General features: G+C 74.5%; 18 protein-coding genes. 6 read left to right on the top strand and 12 right to left on the bottom strand.

The genetic code is table 11. The features are described 5' to 3' along the window. Nucleotides 1–97: 97 nt before the first annotated feature. Entirely contained in the window at nt 98–760 is a 663-nt protein-coding gene (locus tag ACFVHV_RS13610) for a bifunctional DNA primase/polymerase (RefSeq protein ID WP_359897786.1), read from the bottom strand. Between the two features lie 617 nt (nt 761–1377). Here ACFVHV_RS13610 and ACFVHV_RS13605 point away from each other — a divergent pair. Both ACFVHV_RS13605 and ACFVHV_RS13600 read left to right on the top strand, forming a co-directional pair. Then, the gene (locus ACFVHV_RS13605) at nt 1378–2829 is read left to right on the top strand and encodes a PP2C family protein-serine/threonine phosphatase (protein ID WP_359897785.1); all 1452 of its coding nucleotides are present in this window, start codon (nt 1378–1380) and stop codon (nt 2827–2829) included. Between the two features lie 126 nt (nt 2830–2955). After that, complete coding sequence (locus ACFVHV_RS13600) at nt 2956–4455, top strand: aminopeptidase P family protein (RefSeq protein WP_380351245.1); 1500 nt, start codon at nt 2956–2958, stop codon at nt 4453–4455. Nucleotides 4456–4549: 94 nt separating this feature from the next. Here ACFVHV_RS13600 and ACFVHV_RS13595 read toward each other — a convergent pair whose 3' ends face one another. The 3 genes from ACFVHV_RS13595 to ACFVHV_RS13585 form a co-directional block, all read right to left on the bottom strand. Then, the gene (locus tag ACFVHV_RS13595) at nt 4550–5764 is read right to left on the bottom strand and encodes a hypothetical protein (RefSeq protein ID WP_380351243.1); all 1215 of its coding nucleotides are present in this window, start codon (nt 5762–5764) and stop codon (nt 4550–4552) included. Between the two features lie 266 nt (nt 5765–6030). After that, the gene (locus tag ACFVHV_RS13590) at nt 6031–7479 is read right to left on the bottom strand and encodes a hypothetical protein (RefSeq protein ID WP_380351242.1); all 1449 of its coding nucleotides are present in this window, start codon (nt 7477–7479) and stop codon (nt 6031–6033) included. Further along, a complete protein-coding gene (locus ACFVHV_RS13585; RefSeq protein ID WP_359897781.1) occupies nt 7476–8153 on the bottom strand; it encodes a SigE family RNA polymerase sigma factor in 678 nt (225 codons plus the stop codon). The genes ACFVHV_RS13590 and ACFVHV_RS13585 overlap by 4 nt, the downstream gene beginning before the upstream one ends. A 235-nt stretch (nt 8154–8388) precedes the next feature. On the opposite strand from ACFVHV_RS13585, the gene ACFVHV_RS13580 reads away from it, so the two are divergent. Further along, the gene (locus ACFVHV_RS13580; protein ID WP_380351240.1) at nt 8389–9498 is read left to right on the top strand and encodes a helix-turn-helix domain-containing protein; all 1110 of its coding nucleotides are present in this window, start codon (nt 8389–8391) and stop codon (nt 9496–9498) included. A 69-nt stretch (nt 9499–9567) separates the two neighbouring features. On the opposite strand, the gene ACFVHV_RS13575 is transcribed toward ACFVHV_RS13580, so the two are convergent. The 7 genes from ACFVHV_RS13575 to ACFVHV_RS13545 form a co-directional block, all read right to left on the bottom strand. Further along, a complete protein-coding gene (locus ACFVHV_RS13575) occupies nt 9568–10353 on the bottom strand; it encodes a MerR family transcriptional regulator (RefSeq protein ID WP_359897779.1) in 786 nt (261 codons plus the stop codon). An 86-nt stretch (nt 10354–10439) separates the two neighbouring features. Beyond that, on the bottom strand, nt 10440–11681 hold the full coding sequence (locus ACFVHV_RS13570) for a hypothetical protein (RefSeq protein WP_380351239.1): 1242 nt from the start codon (nt 11679–11681) through the stop codon (nt 10440–10442). Nucleotides 11682–11945: 264 nt separating this feature from the next. Beyond that, the gene (locus ACFVHV_RS13565; protein WP_380351237.1) at nt 11946–13085 is read right to left on the bottom strand and encodes an LPXTG cell wall anchor domain-containing protein; all 1140 of its coding nucleotides are present in this window, start codon (nt 13083–13085) and stop codon (nt 11946–11948) included. 284 nt (nt 13086–13369) lie between these two features. Then, nucleotides 13370–13948, bottom strand: a complete 579-nt coding sequence (locus ACFVHV_RS13560; RefSeq protein ID WP_380351235.1) for a flavodoxin family protein — start codon at nt 13946–13948, stop codon at nt 13370–13372. A 153-nt stretch (nt 13949–14101) separates the two neighbouring features. Continuing rightward, nucleotides 14102–14983, bottom strand: coding sequence for an NAD(P)-dependent oxidoreductase (locus tag ACFVHV_RS13555; protein ID WP_359897775.1), 882 nt, complete (start codon nt 14981–14983; stop codon nt 14102–14104). A gap of 106 nt (nt 14984–15089) precedes the next feature. Continuing rightward, on the bottom strand, nt 15090–15515 hold the full coding sequence (locus tag ACFVHV_RS13550; RefSeq protein ID WP_359897774.1) for a hypothetical protein: 426 nt from the start codon (nt 15513–15515) through the stop codon (nt 15090–15092). A gap of 156 nt (nt 15516–15671) precedes the next feature. After that, complete coding sequence (locus ACFVHV_RS13545; RefSeq protein WP_359897773.1) at nt 15672–16232, bottom strand: heme-binding protein; 561 nt, start codon at nt 16230–16232, stop codon at nt 15672–15674. Between the two features lie 349 nt (nt 16233–16581). Here ACFVHV_RS13545 and ACFVHV_RS13540 point away from each other — a divergent pair, with 349 nt between their 5' ends. Together ACFVHV_RS13540 and ACFVHV_RS13535 are read left to right on the top strand one after the other, a co-directional pair. Beyond that, complete coding sequence (locus tag ACFVHV_RS13540) at nt 16582–17877, top strand: sensor histidine kinase (protein WP_380351232.1); 1296 nt, start codon at nt 16582–16584, stop codon at nt 17875–17877. Between the two features lie 47 nt (nt 17878–17924). Next, the gene (locus ACFVHV_RS13535) at nt 17925–18572 is read left to right on the top strand and encodes a response regulator (RefSeq protein WP_380351230.1); all 648 of its coding nucleotides are present in this window, start codon (nt 17925–17927) and stop codon (nt 18570–18572) included. A 528-nt stretch (nt 18573–19100) separates the two neighbouring features. Here the strand turns inward: ACFVHV_RS13535 and ACFVHV_RS13530 are convergent. After that, entirely contained in the window at nt 19101–19580 is a 480-nt protein-coding gene (locus tag ACFVHV_RS13530) for a hypothetical protein (protein WP_359897771.1), read from the bottom strand. Between the two features lie 376 nt (nt 19581–19956). Here ACFVHV_RS13530 and ACFVHV_RS13525 point away from each other — a divergent pair, with 376 nt between their 5' ends. Beyond that, nucleotides 19957–20739, top strand: coding sequence for an alpha/beta hydrolase (locus tag ACFVHV_RS13525; protein ID WP_359897770.1), 783 nt, complete (start codon nt 19957–19959; stop codon nt 20737–20739). Nucleotides 20740–20929 lie beyond the last annotated feature (190 nt).

The following is a 20929-nucleotide window of genomic DNA, read 5'->3' as shown; positions in this document are numbered from 1 at the left end:
GGCGAAGGCCCCGACGGAGGCCCCGGCGCGAGCCCTCTCACAAGCCCCGGACCCGCCCCGCGGACGGCCCCGGCGCCCCGCCCGGCACCCGCGGTCCTCAGTAGGCCGAACGTCCGCTGTCCAATCGGACCGCCGCCTCCACCAACTCCCCCAGCAGCGGCCCGACCTGCGGCAGCCAGACCCCGCCGCCGGCGCCCGGCCGCGGTGCCAGCACCCAGCGCACCCTCCCCCGGCCTCCGGCCGGAGGGACCCCCGCGGCCGCGCCGCCGGGCGGCAGCGCCAGGAAGCCACCCGGCCCGTGATAGCGCAACGAGCCCGGCACCCAAGGGAGTTGGGCGAGCATCTCACCGAGCACGTCCAGCGAGTACGGGGCCACCAACAGCGCGTAGCGGCCCGGCATCGCCAGCACCGGTCCGAGCGGCAGCCGCAGCGCGCCCAGGTAGACCAGCGCCCGGGCGCCGGCCGCCGCGGGCAGGCTGACCGCCGAGACCGTGGAGCCGGTGGCGGCCAGCACCGGCGCGTCCGGGCTCTGCCGCTCCCACCACCAGCGCACCATCCGGGCGTCGGTGGTGGCGGCCAGCAGCGAGGGGTCGTGGGGGTGCGCGCCGGGGACGGTGCAGTCCAGGTCGCCGCAGGAGCACCGGCCGTCGCGCAGCACGGCGCCCGGCACCACGGGCCAGCGGTGGTCGACGGCGGCCGCCAGGGCCGCGGCGAGCCGGGCGGAACGCTCCTCCGACCGGTCCTTCGGATTCTCACGCATGGCGCTCGTTCCTTTCCCTGACCGCTCGGTTCGCTCCGCCCCGCCGGCGTCCGTCGGGATCCTCCGTGCGGGCCCGCCGCGGCACGGTCCCCGGGCGGCGCGGCGCGGGGCGGGCGGCAGGGCGGGCGGCGCGGCTTCGACGTGGAGCGGGTGTGGAGCACGACATGAAAGGGCCGCGTACCGGCACAGCCCTTGGAACGAGAATCCCGTACGCGACGGATGGACGCCGCCCGGGCACGCTTGGTTCCACCGTACGAGTGAGAGAGTTCCGGCCAGCCCGGCTCACGGGCGGCACGGACATACGATCCGGACGGCCGCCCGGGCCGTCCTCCCGGTTCTGCCCGTTCGCGGCCCGCTCCATGCCTCCCGGCCCGACCGGCGCGCGTACCAACCCCGCGCGCCCCCCGACCGGGTCGCGATGGATGTGGAACAGGCCACCGCGTCGTCCTGGATCTGGACATGCCCCGAATGGCCTGTGTAGAAGTGGTGGCATTGCTGTCGATCAATGACGAGTAGTAGCGAATCGAGGCGAAACGCGCCCTAAGGCCGTGCTCGCTCCACATTGGCCGTATCTGGGGGTTTCGCATGGCACGTAGCACCGCGTCAGGAGTGACGGCATGAACGAGTCCCACCCGTCGACGGCCCTCCCGTCGACGACGACCGCCGAGCCGGGCGAACCCGGCTGCGCAGGCGGGCTCACCGTCCTCGACCTGCCGGACCTGCCCGGCCCCGTCGACGCCCTGGACGGCACCACGGACGCCCGCACGGCGCCGTCCGCCGCCGTGCAGGACCGTTTGGCCGGACGCCTGTCCGAAATCACCAGCCTGCACGAGCACACCGAGCGGCTCGCCCGCACCCGCGGCCTGGCCGCCACCCTGGACACCGTCCTCGCCTCCGGCGCCGCCCTGCTCGGCGCCCGGCGCGGCGTGCTGGTCACCAGGCGGCCCGGCGGCGGCCCCGGACAGCCGGTCGGCTTCGGCCTCGACCGCGCCAGCCTCGGCGCCCTGGAGACCGTCCCGACCGAGCAGAGCCTGCTGGCCAGGCTGCTGCGCGAACGGGACCGGCCCGCCCGGCTGCACTCCCGCGACCTCGCCGAGGACCCGGCCATCGGCGCCCGGCTGCGCGAACTCGCCGTCCACCTCGGCCTCGGCGGCGCCTACGGCCTGCCGCTCGCCACCGCCGAGGACGGCCCGCTCGCCGCCGCCCTCTGGTTCTACGACGAGCCCGCCGAACCGACCGAATGCCAGCGCGAACTGGCCCGCCACTACTGCGAGATCGCCGCCCCGCTGCTCGCCAAGCAGCTGGAGGCGGACCGGATCTCGCGCACCACCGAGGCGCTGCGCCGCGGCCTGCTGCCGGACCGCCTCCCCCAGGCCGCCGGACTGCGGCTGGCCGCCCGGCTCGTCCCCGCCGGGCTGGAGCGCTCCGCCGGCAGCGACTGGTACGACGCGATCCCGCTGCCGGACGGCACCATCGGCCTCACCGTCGGCTCCGTCTCCGGCGACGGCCCCGGCGCGGGCCCCGGCTCCGCCCCCGGCGCGGCCGCCGCGATGGGCCGGGTCCGGGCCGCGCTGCGGGCGTACGCGGTGCTGGAGGGCGAGGACCCGGTCTCCGTCCTGGGGGACCTGGAACTGCTGCTCAAGACCACCGAGCCGAGCCGCTCCGCCACCGCCGTCTACGCCTGGGTCGAGCCCGAGGAGCGCCGGATCACCCTGGCCGGCGCCGGGCACTGCCCGCCGGTCCTGGTCGGCCGGCACGGCGCCGAGTTCGTCGAGACCTCGCTCTCCGCCCCGCTCGGCATGCTGGCCTGCTGGGAGGCCCCCGGGGTCGAGTTCACCGCCGAGCGCGGCGACACCCTGCTGCTCTACACCGAGGGCCTGGCCCGCCGCTTCGGCCCGACCCTGCACGCCGGGCAGGCCAACCTGCGCCGCGCCGCCGCCGACGCCCCGCGCGACGTGCGGATCGACCCGGACCGGCTCTGCGCCCACCTGCTGGCCGTCTGCCCGGCCCCGCCGGCCGCGGGCACCGCCACCGACGACCTGATGCTGCTGGCGGCCCGCTTCGAGTGAAGGTTCGGACCCGAAAGGGGCGGGCGGCCCGGCGTCCGTACCATGGACGCACGGCCGCCCGCGCGTGTCGCGATCCGACACCTCCCCCGAGGGGCGGCGGTACCACCCCCCAAGGAGGCGTTGCACGTGACCGAGGACCGTACCCCCGCGGTGGCCGAGAACCCCGAGGCCGAGGGCGGCGAGGAGCCCGAGCAGCACAAGGGCCGCAAGAACGGTCTCTACGGCGAGATCTCCGACGAGCTGGCCGCCTCGATGAAGTCCGGCTGGGCCGACACCGAGCTGCACGGCCTCTCCCCCGTCGCCCAGGCCCCGTACGCGGCCGAGCGCCGCGCCGCGCTCTCCGCCGCCTTCCCCGGCGAGCGCCTGGTCGTCCCGGCCGGCAACCTGCGGGTCCGCTCCAACGACACCGACTACGCGTTCCGCGCCTCCAGCGAGTACGTCCACCTCACCGGTGACCAGACCGAGGACGCGGTGCTGGTCGGCGAGCCGACCGGCGAGGCCGGCCACGCGTTCGTGCTCTACCTGCTGCCCCGCTCGAACCGCGAGAACGGCGAGTTCTGGCTGGACGGCAACGGCGAGCTGTGGGTCGGCCGCCGGCACAGCCTGAGCGAGCAGGAGCAGCTGCTCGGCCTGCCCGCCCGCGACGTGCGCCAGGCCGCCGAGGAGCTGGCCGCGAAGGCCGCGGACCCCGCCGTGCCGACCCGGATCGTCCGCGGCTACGACGCCGGCCTGGAGGCCGCGCTCGCCGACGCCCTGGACGAGGACAAGGACGCCGGGCTCAAGGAGTTCCTGAGCGGCCTGCGGCTGGTCAAGGACGCGTGGGAGATCGGCGAGCTGCGCGCCGCCTGCGACGCCACCGTCAAGGGCTTCACCGACGTGGTCCGCGAGCTGGGCCAGGCCGTCGCCACCTCGGAGCGCTGGATCGAGGGCACCTTCTGGCGCCGCGCCCGGGTCGAGGGCAACGACGTCGGCTACGGCACCATCGCCGCGGCCGGCCCGCACGCCACCACCCTGCACTGGGTGCGCAACGACGGCGACGTGCGCCCCGGCGAGCTGCTGCTGCTGGACGCGGGCGTGGAGACCAGCACCCTCTACACCGCCGACGTCACCCGCAGCCTGCCGATCAACGGCCGCTTCACCGGGCTCCAGCGCCGGATCTACGACGCCGTGTACGACGCCCAGGAGGCCGGCATCGCCGCGGTGCGGCCCGGCGCCCGGTTCCGCGACTTCCACGAGGCCTCGCAGCGCGTCCTGGCCGAGCGGCTGCTCGCCTGGGGCCTGCTGGACGCCTCGGTGTACGACGTGGAGAAGGTCCTGGAGCTCGGCCTCCAGCGCCGCTGGACCCTGCACGGCACCGGCCACATGCTCGGCCTGGACGTCCACGACTGCGCCCACTCGCGCCGCGAGGAGCACGTCGACGCGCTGCTGGTCCCCGGCATGGTGCTGACCGTCGAGCCCGGCCTGTACTTCCAGCAGGACGACCTGACCGTGCCGGAGGAGTACCGCGGCATCGGCGTCCGGATCGAGGACGACATCCTGGTCACCGCCGACGGCAACGAGAACCTCTCGGCCGGCCTGCCCCGCGGCGCCGAGGACGTCGAGGCCTGGATGGCCTCGCTCGCCTGAGCCGCCGCACGACGGCCGTGACGAGGTCACGGTGAAGGGCCCGGCCTCCCGAGCAGTGGGAGGCCGGGCCCTTCGGCTTCGGTGCGGGCGTCCGTTACCGGCGGCCCCGGGGGTCGAAGGCGTGCCGGCGGGCGGCCTGGTGGCCGTTCGCCTCGGCACCCACCTGGACGTCCACGTCGAACTGCGGGGCCTGCTTCATGGTGATCCGGAAGGAGTACTCGACCGAGTCGCCCCGGCGGTTGACGTCCAGCCCGGTCGGGGCGACCGCGGTCAGACCGTTGCAGTCCTCGCGCACCTCGACCGGCTTCCAGGCGCCGCCGGCCATCACCTCCAGCGTGACGTCGTCCGGGGTCAGCCAGTTGGCGCTCGACAGGCCCACCACGGGGTGCAGGTTCGCGGTGCCCTCGGGCGCGGCGACCACGAAGCCGAACTCGGCGGGGGTCGTACCGACCTTGAGGCTCGACGCCGACACACCGGTCACCTCCGGGGCGTGGCGGTCGACGACCACGGCGTTCAGCTCGGCCTTCGCCATGTCGTGGTAGTCCGTGGAGTTCGGCACGGGGGCGTCCGCCTCGATCGTGATCCGGCCCGGACGGTTGGCCGAGGACAGCCGCATCCGGTACTCGATGGTCCGGCTCTCACCGGCGGCGAGCGTGAAGGCCCCGTCCTTCCGGTTGATCACGTAGTCCATCCCGGTGCCCGCGCTGAGGTTGTCCAGCTTCTTCCAGCCCGAGGCGTCCTTGCGCTCCAGGGTGCCCTCCGCCATCGCGATCATCGAGCAGGGCGCGCCCTCGTACAGCTGGGTCGACACCACCGGGGCCACGTTGCGGGTACCGGTGGCGTCGTTGTTCTTCCAGGTCACGGAGAAGGACACCAGGTCGTTCAGCTCGATCTGCCCGCCCTCCTTCAGGCCGCCGAAGGTGATGCCGACACCCTTTCCGCCGGGCTGGGTGCCCTTCGGGGCGGCGGGCTTGGCGGGCGCCGGCTTGGCGGAGACCGGCTTGGCCGGGGCCTTCGCGGCCGGCTTGGTCCCGGCGGGGGCCGCGGGGGCCTGTGCCGCGGGGGCGGCGGCGGGCGGAGCCGCCTCGGTGGTCGGTGCGGCCGGGGTGGTCGGCGCGGCCGGGGCGGGGGTGGTCGGGACGGCGCCCGTGCCGGGGGTGGCCGAGGAGGTGACGGCCGGGGTGGAGGCGGGAGCGGAGGCGGCGACGGACGCTCCGCCGTTCGTCGGGCCGCAGGCGGCGACACCGACGGCGGCGACGACGGCCAGCGGGATGATCTTCGCAATACGGGCGATAACGGACGCGTTCATGTGACAGTCCCCCCAAGGACACGTGGTGATGAAGGTGATGGTGATCGGATGAGCGGGCGCCTGATGTCGCGCCCCGAGGAGCCGGCCCGAGCCCCCCGGCTCCGCCGGCTCGCTCTCCCCGCCTCTCACCCTGATAGACGTCCATCCCCCCGGGGGGTTGCAGGTCGGTTCGAAGAAATTTTCCGCGGACTTCGCCCGGAACGCCGAAAGGCGCCGTGACCAGGGGGAACCCTGGTCACAGCGCCTCGACGGCCCGCGTGGGACGGCTACTTCACGACCGTCACCGGGACGATCACCTCTTTCAGGGAGGTCAGCGGCGCGGAGCCGTCGTACGGCAGCATCGCCTGGACGGACACCGGCATCGTGCCGGGCCCGTCCAGCTTGTCGAGGCTCATCCGGTACGTCACCGTCCTGGACTCTCCCGGCGCGAGCGAGAACTGGGCCTGCTGGCCCACCATGGCGTAGTCCATGCCGCCGCCCATCCCGAGCGGGATCTCCTTCCAGACGCCGGCGTCCTGGCGCTCCAGCTTGCCCTTGTTGATCATGACCATCTCGCTCGGCGGCGTCCCGGTGTACTCCTTCGTGTAGACCAGCGGTTGGAGCTTGTCGTAGGTCTTCAGGCCGGTGTTCCGGTACGTCACCGTGAAGGTCACCGGGGTGCCGTTGGTGGACACCTTCTGTCCGGCGCCGATGCCGCCGTCGACCGTGATCGCAATGTCCTTCGCGCCCTTGTCGGACGGGGTCAGGGACGGCGACTTGTGGCCGCTCACGTCCAGGCTGTTGACGATCGCCGTCAGGCCCGACTGGTAGTCGCTCTTGAGCCCGTTCGCCACCACGAAGACCTGGTCCAGACCCATCCCCCACAGCTGGGCGGTGAAGGTGTCCCCGGGCTTGCAGGTGACGTTCCACTGGGTCTTGTCGATCGTCCTGCCGGCCACGGTGGGCTTGGTCCGCACCGGGGTGCCGATCGAGGAGTAGCCGTTCTCGGGGAAGTAGGGCCGGCCCCAGATCGGGCAGTTCGGCTGGTGGCCCCAGCCGCTGTCGGCGACCAGGTCGTCCGTCGTCGGCCAGGCGCCGCCGCCGATCTCGTCCGGGCTGTTGTAGACCACGACCAGGACGCCGTACGGCTCGCACCTCGCCGCGTCCCAGCCCTGCTGCGGGTCGGTCGGAGTGCCCGGGCTCAGGACGCAGACCCGAGTGGTCGAGACCGGCACGGTCTTCCAGCCGGCCGGAACCTTGAACTTGACGCCCCGGAAGGTGTACGAACTCGCCGCACTGGTCGGCGTGTTGGAAGCCGGCGGGGCGGAGGAGGCGATGCCGTCGGCGAGCGGGACCTCCGGCTCGGCCGCGCCGGTGGAGGTGCCCGGGTCGGTGGGGGTGGCCGTCGGGCTGGGCTCGCCGGTCGGATCGGGCGTCGGGCTCGGCGCGGCGGTCAGGGTGGCGGCCGGGGGCGGGACCTGGTCCTGGGCGACCGGCTCGCCGTGGAAGGTGAGCACGCCGAGCGCCATGGCGGCGGCCAGGCCGAGCGGCACGGTGACGGCGTACACCGGGCGCAGCCGGCGGATGCGGTTCTTCGGGGGGGCGGCCGGTCGCAGGTCGGCCGCCGTGACCATGGAGGCCCGGGCCGTCATCGCCTCGCGGAGCAGCCGTTCCGTCGGTGTCTCGGCCGGCCCGTCGCCGTCGCCGCCGATGCGGCGGGGGAGCTTGTCGGTCATCGAACCTTCTCCAGGTGCTTTTCCAAGGCGTCCAGAGCGCGGCTGGCAGTGGACTTCACGGCGCCCCGGGACAGTCCCAGGGTCTCGGCAATCTGCGCCTCCGACATGTCGGACCAGTAGCGCAGCACCAGCACCTCACGCTGGCGGGGAGTCAACTCCTGCAGGGCGACGAGCACCCGGCGGTGCTCGTCGTTGAGCACCGCGTGGTCCTCGGCGGACGGGGCGTCGGCCACGTGCGGCGGCACGTACTCGCGGGCGGTCTTGCGGCGGCGAAGCATCGAGCGGGCCCCGTTGACCACCGAGGTGCGCAGGTAGCCGAGGGCGTTGTCGAGGTCGTCCAGCTCCTCGCCGTAGCGCTGGTAGAGCTGGGTGAAGGCGTCCTGCACGACGTCCTCGGCCAGGTCCTGGTGGTCGACCAGCAGGACCGCCATCCGGACCAGACCGAGCCGGTGGGCGTGGTAGAGGTCGGTCAGGGTGGGCCGGTCCTCGGCGGGCTTCCGGCCGCCGCGCAGCAGCCGGAACCCGGAACGGCGCTGCTTCGCCTCCTGCTCGGTGGCGACGGCGGCGAGCGGCTCGCCGGCCTCCTGTGCGCCGAACAGTGCGGCGACCACTCCGCGGACGGAGAAGCCGCGCCCCCCTGCCTGCACGGCGGTCGGCCCGATGGCCATGGACATTCGCGATTCCGCTTTCCCCCGGGACGGTGACGGCGGCCGCCGTTCCGTCAGGTCCACCTGATCAAGATCGTGATCGGGGGGATCATCCCAGCCGCCCTCTGCCGGGTTCCCTCCGCCCCCGTACCAAAGGACGTGTGACGGAGGTGAAGGTTGCAGTCGGGTTCGAAGAAAATTCCGAAGGGACCGGGACGGCTACACTCACCGGCATTCCGCCACCCGTGAGCAGGGGGTTCGCATGGCCGAGCAGAACGTCTCCGGCCCGGTCGGCGCCCCGGTCGCCGAAGCCGCCGTCGGGCCACGGCCGGTGGCCGTCACCATCGGCCGGCGTCCGGAGCCCGTGCACGACGTCGCGGTGTACGCCTTCCCGGGCATGGCACCGTTCGAACTCGGCGTGGTGGTCGAGGTGTTCGGGCTGGCGCGGCCCGAGCTGACCGGCCTGCTGGCGACGCCCTGGTACGGGCTGAAGGTGTGCGCCGACCGGCCCGGTACGGCGCTGGAGGCGGTGGGCGGCTTCACGCTGACCGCCCGGCACGGGCTGGACGAGCTGGCCGCGGCCGACACCGTGGTGGTCCCCGGGGTGCCGAACGCGTTCGGCGGCGTGGGGGCATCTCCCGGTCGCCCGGCCGGGGGCGTCTCCCCCGCCCTGGTCGAGGCGCTGCGCACCGCGCACGCGCGCGGCGCCCGGATCGTGTCGATCTGCTCGGGCGCCTTCGCCCTGGCCGCCGCCGGGCTGCTGGACGGCCGGGTGGCGACCACCCACTGGCGGTACGCCGAGCTGCTCCAGCAGCGCTACCCGGCGGTGCGGGTCGATCCGGACGTGCTCTACGTGGACAACGGCGACGTGCTGACCAGCGCGGGCAGCGCGGCCGGCATCGACCTCTGCCTGCACCTGGTCCGCCGGGACCACGGCGCCAAGGTGGCCAACACGGTGGCCCGGCGCTTCGTGGTGGCGCCGCACCGGGACGGCGGGCAGTCCCAGTTCATCGAGGCGGCGGTCCGCCCGGTCGAGGAGCAGGACGACGGGATCGCCCGCAGCATGCAATGGGCGCTGGACCACCTGGCCTCCCCGCTGACCATCTCGCAACTGGCCGGCGCAGCCCGGATGTCGGACCGCTCGTACCTGCGGCACTTCACCGCCCGCAACGGGACCAGCCCGATGCGCTGGGTCGTCACCCAGCGCATCGCGGCCAGTCTGGCGCTGCTGGAGTCGCCGGAGGGGTCGGTGGAGGAGATCGCCGCGGCGGTCGGCTTCGAGAGCGCCGCGACCTTCCGCCACCACTTCGGCCGGGTGATGCGCACCTCCCCGACCGCCTACCGGCGCTCCTTCGGGCGCGGGGCGGCCTGAGCCCGGCGCTCCTTCGGGCGCGGGGCGGGGTGGGCGCGGGGTGGGCGCGGGGTGGCCCGGGCGCGCGGCCTACTGCCCCGCGCGCTTCTCCTCGCGCCGGTCGGCGTTGGCGAGAACGGCGTCGTGCAGCCACTGGGCCAGGCCCGGCGCGATCTTCTCGTAGGTGTCGGTCCAGCGCGGGTCGGAGACGTACAGCCCGGCCAGGCCGCGGTGGATGGTGTACGTGCAGTCGTAGAAGTTCCGGCAGATGTGCTGCCGGTGCTCCTCGGCGAGGTCCGCGGCCACCGGGCCGTCGGCGGGCTCGCCGGCGGTGAGCGCCTCGGCCAGGCGCTCGTTGAGCCCGGTCATCTCGGCCTGGATCCGCTGCCAGTCGGCCTTGGAGTAGCCGCCGGTGCGGCGCTGCGACTCGGCCCAGGCCGTGGTGTCGCCCCAGCGCTGCTCGGCCTCCTGCTCCCAGTCCTCCTGGTAGTCCTCGCCGAAGATCTCGAACTTCTCCTCCGGGGTCAGCTGAATGCCCATTCTCCGTGCCTCCATGGCGTGTTCGACGGCTGAGGCGAGTTCCTGGAGGTGACTGATCCGGTCGGTGAGCAGCCGGTGCTGCCGCCGGAGGTGTTCGGTCGGGCTGACCGAGTCGTCGTCCAGGATCGCCGCGATCTCCTCCAGGGGGAACCCGAGTTCTCGGTAGAAGAGGATCTGCTGCAGCCGGTCGAGGTCGGCGTCCGTGTACCGGCGGTAGCCCGACCGGGTACGGCCGGCCGGGGACAGCAGACCGATCCCGTCGTAGTGGTGCAGGGTGCGGACGGTCACCTTGGCGATCTTCGCCACGGCGCCGACCGAGTAGCCCTCACTGGTCATCGGAGTTCCTCCCTGGTGCTGACCACCACCCTCGGCTCTCACGTCGCGTGAGGGTCAAGCGGTGAACGGGGACGGGCCCTCCCGCGTCAGACCCCGGCGCCGGCCGGCACCCGCACGCGCCGTCGCCCGCCCCGGTGGCCGACGGCACCGCCCTCGCCGTCGCCCGGCGCACCGGACCGCGGCCGGCGGGACCGCTGCGCGGGCCAGAACAGCACGTACGCGGCGGAGACCACCACGAAGGCGAGCCGGACGAAGCCGCGGGCCGCGTCCGACGGGAGGAACAGCGTGCCGCCGTACAGCGCGACCAGCGCGATCCAGCTCCACCACGGGACGAGCCGCTTCTGCCCCACCGCGTCCCAGAGCAGGGTGCCGAGCAGGATCGAGGCCGTGTAGTAGGTGTAGACGCTCGGGTCGAGCAGGACGCGGGCGTCCGCGCCCAGCAGCACCACGGCCGGCCAGCGGCCGCGCCAAACGGCGACGCAGCCGAGCCCGATGCCGAGCGCGAACTGGGTCGGCCGGTCCCACCAGGGGGTGGACGGGTCGGTGACCCCGAACCAGCGCAGCGCGGAGGCGGGCTGGTTCGGGATGGTGAACTTGGCGGCCGCCATGGTGTCCAGGTTGCCCAGGTAGAACGGCAGCCAGGCGATCGCCACCAGGGCGCAGAACCAGAGCGCGGTGCGCAGCCAGGCGGGCCGGGGCAGCGCCAGGATCAGCGGGGCGAAGGCGATCGCCCAGGGCTTGGAGTCCACCGCCAGCGCCAGGAGCACCGCGACCTGGACGGGTTTGCCGCGGGCCAGGGCGTGCGCGGCGAGGGTGGTGAAGAACAGCGCGAGGACGTCGTCCAGGTGCGCGAAGCGGACCGAGACCTCGACCCACATCGGGATGAACGCCAGCCCGGCGATCAGCAGCCGCTGCTGGAGCCGCCGGTGGTTGATCCCGGTGCCGAGGTAGTACAGGGCGGCGGTGCGGCCGACCACGACCAGCATCACCAGGCCCAGCCCGGCGCTCACCGCCTCGGCGATCAGCTCGCCGGTGTGCGGTGCGAACGGGGCGGTGAGCCTGGCCGCGGCCAGGCTCACCGGGCCGATCTGGAGCTCCGGGTGGCGGGCGTAGAGCGACAGGCCGCCGTCGGGCTGATCGCTGAAGAGCAGTTGCTCGCCCTGGCGCAGGTAGTGCCAGGAGAAGCCGCCGCTGGGCTCCACCAGGAGGAACCAGAGCACCGTCCAGGCGGCCAGCAGGACGTGGTGCCTGCGCAGCGGCAACCCGGCGATCCGCCCGGTCGCCGCCTCGTAGTCGGTGGTGGCCCGTGCCGTGCGTGCTGTCCGCACCTGTCCTCTCCCCGCCGTTCCGCCCCCCTCCGGCCGGACATCCTATGTGACGGAGGAGAACCGTCCGCGCCGCCCGCGGATCCGTCCGACGGGACGGTGCGGGCGGCGCGGGGGGCTGCGGGGACGCGCCCGGAACGGCGGGAGTGAGCGTGCCCGGGAACGCCGGGAGGGCCGGGCCGGGAGGGGACACCGCCCGGGAACGCCGGGAGGGCCGGGCCGGCATCAGCCGCGGCCCGGCCCTCCCGGGCGTCGGTGCGTTCCGGGTCAGCCCTGCTGGGCGGACTTGCGGCGGCGCAGCACCACGAGGGTGCCGACACCGGCCGCCAGGACGGCGCCGCCGGCGGCCGCGATGGCGGTGGTGTTGTCACCGCCACCGGTCTGGGCCAGGGCCTTGTCGCTGCCGTCCGCGGCGGCCTTGGCCTTGTCGACGGCGGCCGGGGTCAGCGGCGGCGGGGTGATGACCGGGGGCACGACCGGGAAGTCGATCGGGCCCGCGGTGTCGCCGCTGCTCTCGGCCGGGGCCGGGGCCGTGGCCGAGCCGGAGGGCTCGCCGGTGGCCGGGGTGGTCGGCTTCTCGGTGGGCTTCTCGGTCGGCTTGCCGGTGGGCGTCTCGGTGGGCTTCTCGGTGGGCTTCTCCGTCGGCGTGGCGGTCGCGGTGGCCGACGAGGAGCTGCTCGCGGTCGGGCTGGGCTTGCCCGTCTGGGTCGGGGTGGGGCTGGGCTTGCCGGTCTGCGACGCGGTGGGCGTCGGGGACGGCTTGCCGCCGCCGTGCGCCTTGATGACGAAGCCCACGCCGCCTTCGCAGCTGAGGTGGCCGTTGTCGACCGGCTGGTGGCTGGAGTCGTCGAGCTCGGCGGCGAAGACGACCGGGACGACGCCGGCCCGGCCGAGCGGGGCACCGTCGGTGAAGGACGCCCGGACCTTGATCGGGACGTTCTTGCCGCGGTTCACCCCGAGCAGGTCGTCGGCGACCGGGTTGCCGGCCCCGTCGAGGGTGCCGAGCATCATCAGGACGGAGTCGTTCTTCTCCCCGCTCTGGTCGGGGGCGACCACGGCGGTCTGCCACTCGCCCCCGGGGAGCCGGTACTGGACCTTGAGGTCCTTCGCCTGGAGCGAGCCCGCCTTGTTCTTGAACTTGAGCAGCGGGATGAAGACGAAGTCGTGCTTCGTCCTGTTGTCGACCTTGAAGGTGAACTCGCGGGCGTCACCGCCGGCGATGAAGGTGCCGGGCACGCCGTTCAGCGAGAGGTCGAGGCTCGCGTGCGACGCCTTGTCGGCCTGCTGCGCGGCGGCGGACGGGGTGCCGGTGGCACCGACGGCCATGGCGCCCTGGGCGCCGGCCAGGACGAGCGAGGACGCGAGCGCGACGGCTCCGGCAAGGGCAAGACTGCGACGTATGGACAAGGAGACCTCACGGAAGTGTCCGGGCGAGGCCCGGGGCGCGAGGGGGCGGCCGCAGACGCCACGTACCCCCCGCGAAGCTGAAAGTCCGACGGAGAGTACCGAACGACCGGACCGGTCCGGAAGGCGGGTGGCACGCTGCGAATCGAACCCGGGGGCGGAGTGCCCGAATCATCCAACTCTGGCCACTCGTAAGGCTTTTGCGCCTTGCCTCGGGTCGACCGCCGGGGCGCCGCGTGACGGGTACACGCCCGAAGGGCGATAACGCACGGCCCCCGGCCCGGGGTTCAGTCCGCGAAGAACGACTTCGCCGCGATCACCGCCCGCTCGTCGTCCAGCACCTCGCCCGGGCAGCTGCCGTTGCCGAGCAGCACCCCGCCCCAGCGCATCCCCATGTACTCGGCGGTCAGCCGGAGGGTGCCGATCAGCGGCTCGGCCTTGTCGTCCCCGGTGGCGAGCGCGGTGACGCCCCAGAGCGTGCCGCCGCCCAGCCGGGCCTTGAGGTTCACCCCGGGCACCCGCATCCAGGCCGACCAGTGGTCGAGGTAGAGCTTGGCGCTGGTCGGCAGCGAGTACCAGTACAGCGGCGCGACGAAGACCAGGTCGGTGGCGGCCAGGGTGGCGTCCAGCAGCGTCCGCTCGTGGCCCGCCGGCTCCGGGTAGCTGCCGTCGCCGGTGTGCCGCAGGTCCCGGAAGGGCGGCAGCGGGTGCTCGTCGAGGCGCAGCCAACGCTGCTCGGCACCGGCCGGCAGGCTCGACCCTGCGGCCAGCCGGGCGAGCCGGGCCGAGTTGCCGTCGGCGCGCGCGCTGGCGTCGAGGAACAGGAAACGGCGCGGCGCCTCGGCGCCGGACGGCTGATCGGCCATCAGGACTCCTCCGTCGTGCGTACGGTGCGGACGCACGAGTGAGCAGCCCCCGAACGCCGGTTTATTCCGCGCCCATGCCAAACCGCGGGCGCGGGACACCGGGCGCGGAGCACCGGGCGCGGGCCGGGGCCAGGGGGGCGGCCCGGCCGACGGTCAGTCGGGCAGTCCGGCCCGGCGGCGGGCGACGGCCGCGACGGCCGCCCAGTCCTTGTCCCCGTCGCCGTGGGCCAGCGCGTCCAGGAAGGCGTCCCGCAGGATGCTGCCGAACGGCAGCGGAACGTTGCGCGCGGCCCCCGCCTCCAGCGCGAGGCCGACGTCCTTGAGTCCGAGCGGCAGCCGGAACCCCGCCGGCTCGTAGCGGCGCTCGGCCACCATCGAGCCGTAGCCGCTGTGGATCGGCCCGGGGAAGAGCGTCCCGCTGAGCATCTCCACCAGGTCGGTCGGCCGGACGCCGTGCGCCTCGGCCAGACTGCACGCCTCGGCCATCGACTCGATCGCGCAGGCGATCAGGAAGTTGGCGCTGATCTTGGCCGTGTTGGCCTGCCGGGGGCTCTCACCGAAGTGCCAGGTGCGCTCGCCCATCGCGGCGAACAGCGGCTCGGCCCGTTCCAGCAGTTCGGGCGCGCCCGCGACCAGGATGTTCAGCCGCCCCTCCGCCGCGACCGGCGGACGGCCGAGGACGGGCGCGGCGACGTAGCCGATGCCGTGTTCGGCGTACCGCTCCTCGGCCCGCTCGGCGAGAGCGAGCGAGACGGTGGCCATGTTGACGTGCAGGGTCGCCGCGGCACCGGCCAGCAGCGCGGGGTCGAGCAGCCGCTCGACCGCCGTGTCGTTGGCGAGCATGGAGACCACCGTGTCGGCGGCGAACACCTCGGCGAGCGAGTCGGCCGCCTCCGCGCCCTCGGCCACCATCGCGGCCACCGGCCCGGGCGAGCGGTTCCAGACCCGTACGGTGTGGCCGGCCCGCAGCAGGCTGCCGGCCATGCCGCGCCCCATCGAACCCAGCCCCACGAAGCCGATCGTCCGCCCGGTCATCCCCGCACTCCCGTCGCCGCACCTGCTCGTGCACGACCGACTGTACGTCAGAACGCCCGCGGGCCGACCGGTGAACCGGGCGGCGCACCCGCGGCCGGGCAGCGGCTCACGCGCAGGCGCGGGCCGGCATCCGGGTGCGGTCGTCGGCCGCCCCGCGCTCCAGTTCGGCGACCACCCGGCCGCGCAGCAGCTCGTACTGGGCCTGGAGCCGGCCGGGGCGGGCCGGCCGGGCCACCGGGCGGCCGGGGCCGACCAGTTCGTCCGGCCCGAACTGCTCACGGGTGAGGTCGATCTCGAAGCCGGTGGCGAAACGGTTCCACCAGTGGAGGTCCGTCCGCACCCCGTCGACGTACACCTCGCCCATCATGAGCTCGCCGCCGAGCAGGTCGTGCACCACCATCGCCGTCACCCCGCACTGGCCGCGGGCGGGATTGTCGGGACGCCAGTGGGCCAGATCCTCGGGCGCACAGGTGTCGACACCCCAGGAGGAGCGGATCGCACGTTCGATGTCGTTGAGGGTCCACGCCGTCATACCGGGAAGCCTGCCACGCGCCACTGACAGTGGCACCGGCTTTTCGAAGGGTCATCCCGTGTTCTGCGGCGACCCTCCCGGTGTTCACCCGAACGAGGCCATGAAGCGGCCGCCGGCCCTCCCCTCGCGCGGGGCGGTCCGGCGGCCGGGCTCACGTCACTTCGCCAGCTCGGCGACGCCGGCCTGCGCGAACTGCTCGTCCAGGTCGCCGCTGGGCGCACCCGCGACGCCGACGGCCGCGATCGGAGCGCCCTTCGACTGGATCGGGGCCCCGCCGGCCAGGAACAGGGTGCCCGGGATGTCCTTCAGGTTCGGGGCCTGGGCCAGCCGCTTGGCCAGCTCCGAGGTCGGGGCGTTCCAGGACACCGCGGTGAAGGCCTTGCGCTCGGCCGAGACCGGGGCCTGCGGGCCGGCGCCGTCGCCCTTCAGCAGCACCCGGGTGACACCGTCGCGGTCGACGACCGCGACCGACACGTGCTGGCCGGCCTTGGTGGCCGCGTCCAGGGCGGCCTGGGCGGCGCGGGTGGCGGCGTCGATGGTCAGGCCGCTGCTCGCGGCCAGGTTCTTGTTCTGGGTGTCGGCCTTCGCCGCCGCCGGGACGGCCGGGGTGTCGGTGGACTCGGCGCTGGCCGAGACGGCGCCCACGGTGGCGGCGGCGAGCGCGGCGGCGGCGACGGTGCCGGTCAGCACCCGGGTGCGCACGGAGGTCTTCTTCATGGTCCAGCTCCTCAGCGGATCTGCGGGGTGGGATGTGGCGGGGTGGGGTGTGGCGGGGTGGGGCGGGGGTTCGGGGCCGCCGGGCCGTTGGGGGGATCGCCCGGCGGCGTGCTTCGATCCTCCGCCCGGGGAAGGCGCCGCCACATCGACGGTCCGGCGCGGACGTCCGGGCATGATGGTGGACGCCGGGGTCAACCGATCGGCTGATGCGGCCCCGGGCCGGACGGGTCACCATCGAGGGATCGACGCAGGTCGGTGCGAGGCCGGGCCGCGACGGTACGGGCCGGTGCAGGCCGGTCCGGGTCGGCGCCGACCGCGCCCGCACCACCCGTTCAGCCAGGAGCCACCCGTGCAGCAGCCCCGCCCGACCGCCGGCCGCGGCGCTGCGGACCGCACCGGCGCCGACCACCGCGCCGCCCTCGGCACCGGCGACACCCTCGACACCCGTGACACCGGCGACACCCGCGACACCGCTGACCCGGACGCGGGCCGGTTGGCACTGCTGCTGGACTCCGCCTTCCTGCTGCTGCTCGCCGCCTCGCTCAACCGCTACCTCACCCACCACTCCGGCACCGCGCAGGCGCCCTGGGTGATCGGGCTGAGCGCGGCCCTCGCGGTCGCCCGGCCGGCCGGGTCCTGGCTCGACCACCGCCGTCCGCCCGCCCCGGGCCGGCCCCGCCGGTGGCCGCTGGCCCTGGTGGTGGCCCTCTGGGTGGTGCTGGTGCTGCTCGCACCGAGCTTCGCCTGGTGCGCCGTCCCGCTGATCTACAGCGTGCTGCGGGTGCTGCCGGCGAGGGCGGCCATCCCGCTGGTCGGGGCGCTGACCCTGCTGGTGGTGATCGCCGAGATCCGGCTGCCCGGCGGCGCCGACGCCACCCTGGTCCTGCTGCCGCCCGCGGTGGCCGGGCTCGCCACCGGCGTCTTCCTCGTCATGGCCCGGCAGGCCGCCCGGCAGCGCGCGCTGATCGCCGATCTGGTCCGCACCCGGCGCGAACTCGCCGCCACCGAGCGGCGGGAGGGCACCCTGGCCGAGCGCGAGCGGCTGGCGATGGAGATCCACGACACCCTGGCGCAGGGCCTGTCCAGTCAGCAGATGCTGCTCCAGGCCGCCGAGCGCACCTGGGACACCCACCCGGCGACCGCCCGCACCCACGTCCGCACCGCCGCCGAGGTGGCGGCCCGGAACCTGGCCGAGGCCCGCCGCTTCGTCCACGACCTCGCCCCGGTGGAGCTGTCCGACGGCCGCACCCTCGACCGGGCGCTGCGGTCGCTGGCCGAGCGGGAGTCCGCCGAGAGCGGGCTGCCGGTCCGCTTCCACCTGGACGGCACGCCGGTGCCGCTGCCCACGGCCGCGCAGTCCGCGCTGCTGCGGATCGCCCAGGGCGCACTGGCCAACGTCCGCGAGCACGCCGGGGCTTCGGCCGCCGCGATCACGCTGTCCTTCCTCGGCGACCAGGCCGTGCTGGACATCGCGGACGACGGACAGGGCTTCGACCCGGACGCGGCCGGCCCCGGGGGCGGGCGCGGGTACGGCCTGCCGGCGATGCGGGCCCGGCTCCGGCAGCTGGGTGGCAGGCTGACCGTGGAGAGCACGCCCGGTGAGGGCACCGTCGTCTCCGCCGCGATCCCCCTGACGCAGCGATGAGTCCGGAGCACCCGTGCACCCGGCGCGGCCATGACCTTGGAGCAGAGATGAGCACGACTCCCGTCCGGACGACCCCGGTCCGCCTGCTGGTCTGCGACGACCACGCCGTGGTGCGGGCCGGGCTGCTGGCGTTGCTGGCGAGCGCCGGCGACATCGAGGTGGTCGGCGAGGCGAGCACCGGGGAGGAGGCCGTCGCGCTGGCCGCCCGGCTGGCGCCGCAGGTCGTGCTGATGGACCTCCAACTCGGCGACGGCATCGACGGGGTGGAGGCCACCCGGCGGATCACCGCCGCCCCGGGCGGACCGCACGTCCTGGTGCTCACCACCTACGACACGGACGCCGACATCACCCGGGCCATCGCCGCCGGCGCCACCGGCTACCTGCTGAAGGCCGAACGGCCGGAGGAGCTGTTCTCCGCCGTGCACGCGGCCGCGCAGGGCCGCACGGTGCTCTCGCCGCCGGTCGCCTCCAGGGTGATGGCGCAGATGCGGGCGCCCTCACCGCAGCTCACCGAACGCGAGCAGGACATCCTCGAACAGCTGGCGCAGGGGCTGGGCAACCGGGAGATCGCCCGGGCGCTGTTCATCAGCGAGGCCACGGTGAAGACGCACCTCGGCCGGATCTACGACAAGTTGGGCGTGGACACCCGGGCGGGCGCGGTGGCGGTGGCGAAGGAGCGCCGGCTGCTGCGCTGAGGCCGGACTCGCTCCCCGCTCCCCGCTCCCCGCTCCCCGTTCTCCGTTCTCCCGGCTGCGCTGGGCGCCCGCCCGGTGTCACTGCGTGCTGCCATGATGCTCGGAATGTCGGATTCCGAGCCGGTGCCCGCCCGTGAGCTCCACCGGCCCGGTGCGGGCGGCTCGGGCGCCGGCCGTCCCGGATCGGCCACAACTCCCTGGTCCGAGGCCTTTTCGGGTCCCGCCGAGGGCCTCGCCACAATGTGGATGTTTCGTGGATTTCGCTATTGACAAACCAACCACGCGGTTTGTTAGTTTGAGATCAACGACGTCCCCGGGGGGTGGGGGCTCGCCGGGGCCTGTGCGGACCGCTCTCGCCGGAGGGTGTGGCCAGGGGGGGAACGGCGGGTTTGCCCGGGGTGTCGGGGGGAGCGGCAGCGCCGAAGCCGCGCGACGAGGCGGCGTGGAGCGGGTCCGGGGGGACTCGCTCCACGCCTCCCCCGGTCCCCTTCCACCGGCTCCTCCGGCCTCCCCGGCGCGTCCCGGCGTCTACGCCAGGGCGCTCCAGTACGGACAGCGGACGTACGGCAGCGGCGGCGCGCAGTGGTCGACGCTCCCGGACAGCACCGGGCCCCGCTCCGAGCGGGCCACTCCCGGCGAACTCGCGGTCAGCCCGGCCTCGCCCGACTCGCCGAAGCGCAGTGCCAGCCGGTAGCCGTCCGGGGTGGTCGCGGCGACGCCCGGGCGATCCTGGCCGGCGTTCAGCGAGGTGATCGTCCAGCCGCGCCGCCGCCAGTGCCGCTCCACCACGTCCGCCAGCACCGCCCGCCGGGGCAGCGAGACGACGGTGAGGAGGTCCCGACCCCGGGTGACGTACCAGAGCAGTTCCGACTCGCGCCCCGGCAGCGGCAGCCGCGCGCCCGCCCGTGCGGGCGCCCCCTGCCAGACCGGCGCCGGACGGACGGCGTCCAGGGTGTCCTGGAGCAGCGTCTCGCAGTGCTCGGCGGCGTCGAGTTGATCGACCGTCACCCCCGGCTCCGACCCCGGCCCGGACCCCGGCCGACGGACCGGCGCGACCCTCGCGCCCCCGGGGCCGCCGCCCGGACATCCGACGTTCAGCTCGGCACCACCTGACTGCACAGGGCCCTCCGTACTCCTCCCGGTGTTCAACCCGGGCAGGCATTCCGTCACTGCTTGGACGGCGGGCGGGTACGGGCAGTTCCCCTCCCGGCTCCATCCCTCACCGTTCCCACACCCTCAAAGTGCACTGCACGGTGCAGTTGAATCACTGATCTGCACCGTGTAGTTTACTTCTTGTGCCGAGCCGCCGGGCCGAAACCGCCGTCCGTCCGCTTGCCGCACGTCTTCTGACCCACCGTCCGCCCCCCTGTCGAGAGGACCCGCCATGCCCGTCATCACCGTCGGCACCGCCCGCATCCCCTACCGCGTCGTCGGCGACGGCCCCGACACCCTCGTCCTGGTGCACGGCACCGGCCCCGGCTCGGCCATGTGGGACGGCCTGCTGGACGCCTTCACCGACCGCTGCACCGTGCTGCTGCCCGACCTCTCCGGCAGCGAGGCCGCCGACGACGACGGCACGCCGCTCACCCTGGAGGCGCTGGCCGCCCAGGTCGCCGCCGTGATCGAGGACGCCGGACGCGGCCCCGCCGACGTCCTCGGCTTCTCGCTCGGCGCCGTCGTCGCCACCGCGACCGCCGCCCTGCACCCCGAGCGGGTCCGCCGGCTGATCGCCGCCGCCGGGTGGATCAGCGCGGAACAGGACGAGTACCTGCGGCTCTCCATGGCCACCTGGCTCTCGCTCGCCGACCACCCCGCCGCGTTCGGCGGCTACGCCACCCTCACCGCCTTCAGCCGCGGCTTCCTCGACCGGATCGGGCGCGCCGCCGTCCAGGCCAACACCGCCTACATGCAGCCGACTCCGGGCACCCTGCGGCACATCGCCCTCAACCTCGGACTGGACCTCGGCCCGCTGCTCCCGCGCGTCCAGGCGCCCGCCCTGGTGATCGGCTGCACCCAGGACGCCACCGTCCCGGTGGAGAACGCCCGCCGGCTGCACGCCGCCCTGCCCGGCAGCGCCTACGCCGAGTTCGACACCGGCCACATCGTGCTCGCCGAGGAGACCGAGGCGTTCACCGGCACCGTCCGGGACTTCCTCACGGCCGCGTGACCGACCGCCGCGCGACCGGCCGTCGCACAACCGACCGCCGCGCGACCGGCCGCCGCGCAACCGACCGCCGGGAGGGAGCGGGCGGCGGCGTACGGGGGGTCCGGCCGGCGGGCGCGCACGGCCCGGGCGACCGGCGCGCGGAGCACACCATTGCCCGAGAGGCAAGCCCTGCTCCAGAAAGGCCGATTAC

This window comes from Kitasatospora sp. NPDC127116, from assembly GCF_042677365.1.
Taxonomy (GTDB): domain Bacteria; phylum Actinomycetota; class Actinomycetes; order Streptomycetales; family Streptomycetaceae; genus Kitasatospora; species Kitasatospora lactacystinica.
Note: the sequence above shows the minus strand (reverse complement) of the source record. Positions and strands in the feature narration are given on the sequence as shown.

Coding starts and splice junctions, on each gene's coding strand:
- ACFVHV_RS13525 (WP_359897770.1), top strand. CDS start 19,957: ATGCCCGTCATCACCGTCGGCACCGCCCGCATCCCCTACCGCGTCGTC.
- ACFVHV_RS13535 (WP_380351230.1), top strand. CDS start 17,925: ATGAGCACGACTCCCGTCCGGACGACCCCGGTCCGCCTGCTGGTCTGC.
- ACFVHV_RS13590 (WP_380351242.1), bottom strand. CDS start 7,479: ATGACCGACAAGCTCCCCCGCCGCATCGGCGGCGACGGCGACGGGCCG.
- ACFVHV_RS13595 (WP_380351243.1), bottom strand. CDS start 5,764: ATGAACGCGTCCGTTATCGCCCGTATTGCGAAGATCATCCCGCTGGCC.
- ACFVHV_RS13585 (WP_359897781.1), bottom strand. CDS start 8,153: ATGTCCATGGCCATCGGGCCGACCGCCGTGCAGGCAGGGGGGCGCGGC.
- ACFVHV_RS13545 (WP_359897773.1), bottom strand. CDS start 16,232: ATGAAGAAGACCTCCGTGCGCACCCGGGTGCTGACCGGCACCGTCGCC.
- ACFVHV_RS13580 (WP_380351240.1), top strand. CDS start 8,389: ATGGCCGAGCAGAACGTCTCCGGCCCGGTCGGCGCCCCGGTCGCCGAA.
- ACFVHV_RS13605 (WP_359897785.1), top strand. CDS start 1,378: ATGAACGAGTCCCACCCGTCGACGGCCCTCCCGTCGACGACGACCGCC.
- ACFVHV_RS13560 (WP_380351235.1), bottom strand. CDS start 13,948: ATGGCCGATCAGCCGTCCGGCGCCGAGGCGCCGCGCCGTTTCCTGTTC.
- ACFVHV_RS13575 (WP_359897779.1), bottom strand. CDS start 10,353: ATGACCAGTGAGGGCTACTCGGTCGGCGCCGTGGCGAAGATCGCCAAG.
- ACFVHV_RS13555 (WP_359897775.1), bottom strand. CDS start 14,983: ATGACCGGGCGGACGATCGGCTTCGTGGGGCTGGGTTCGATGGGGCGC.
- ACFVHV_RS13610 (WP_359897786.1), bottom strand. CDS start 760: ATGCGTGAGAATCCGAAGGACCGGTCGGAGGAGCGTTCCGCCCGGCTC.
- ACFVHV_RS13550 (WP_359897774.1), bottom strand. CDS start 15,515: ATGACGGCGTGGACCCTCAACGACATCGAACGTGCGATCCGCTCCTCC.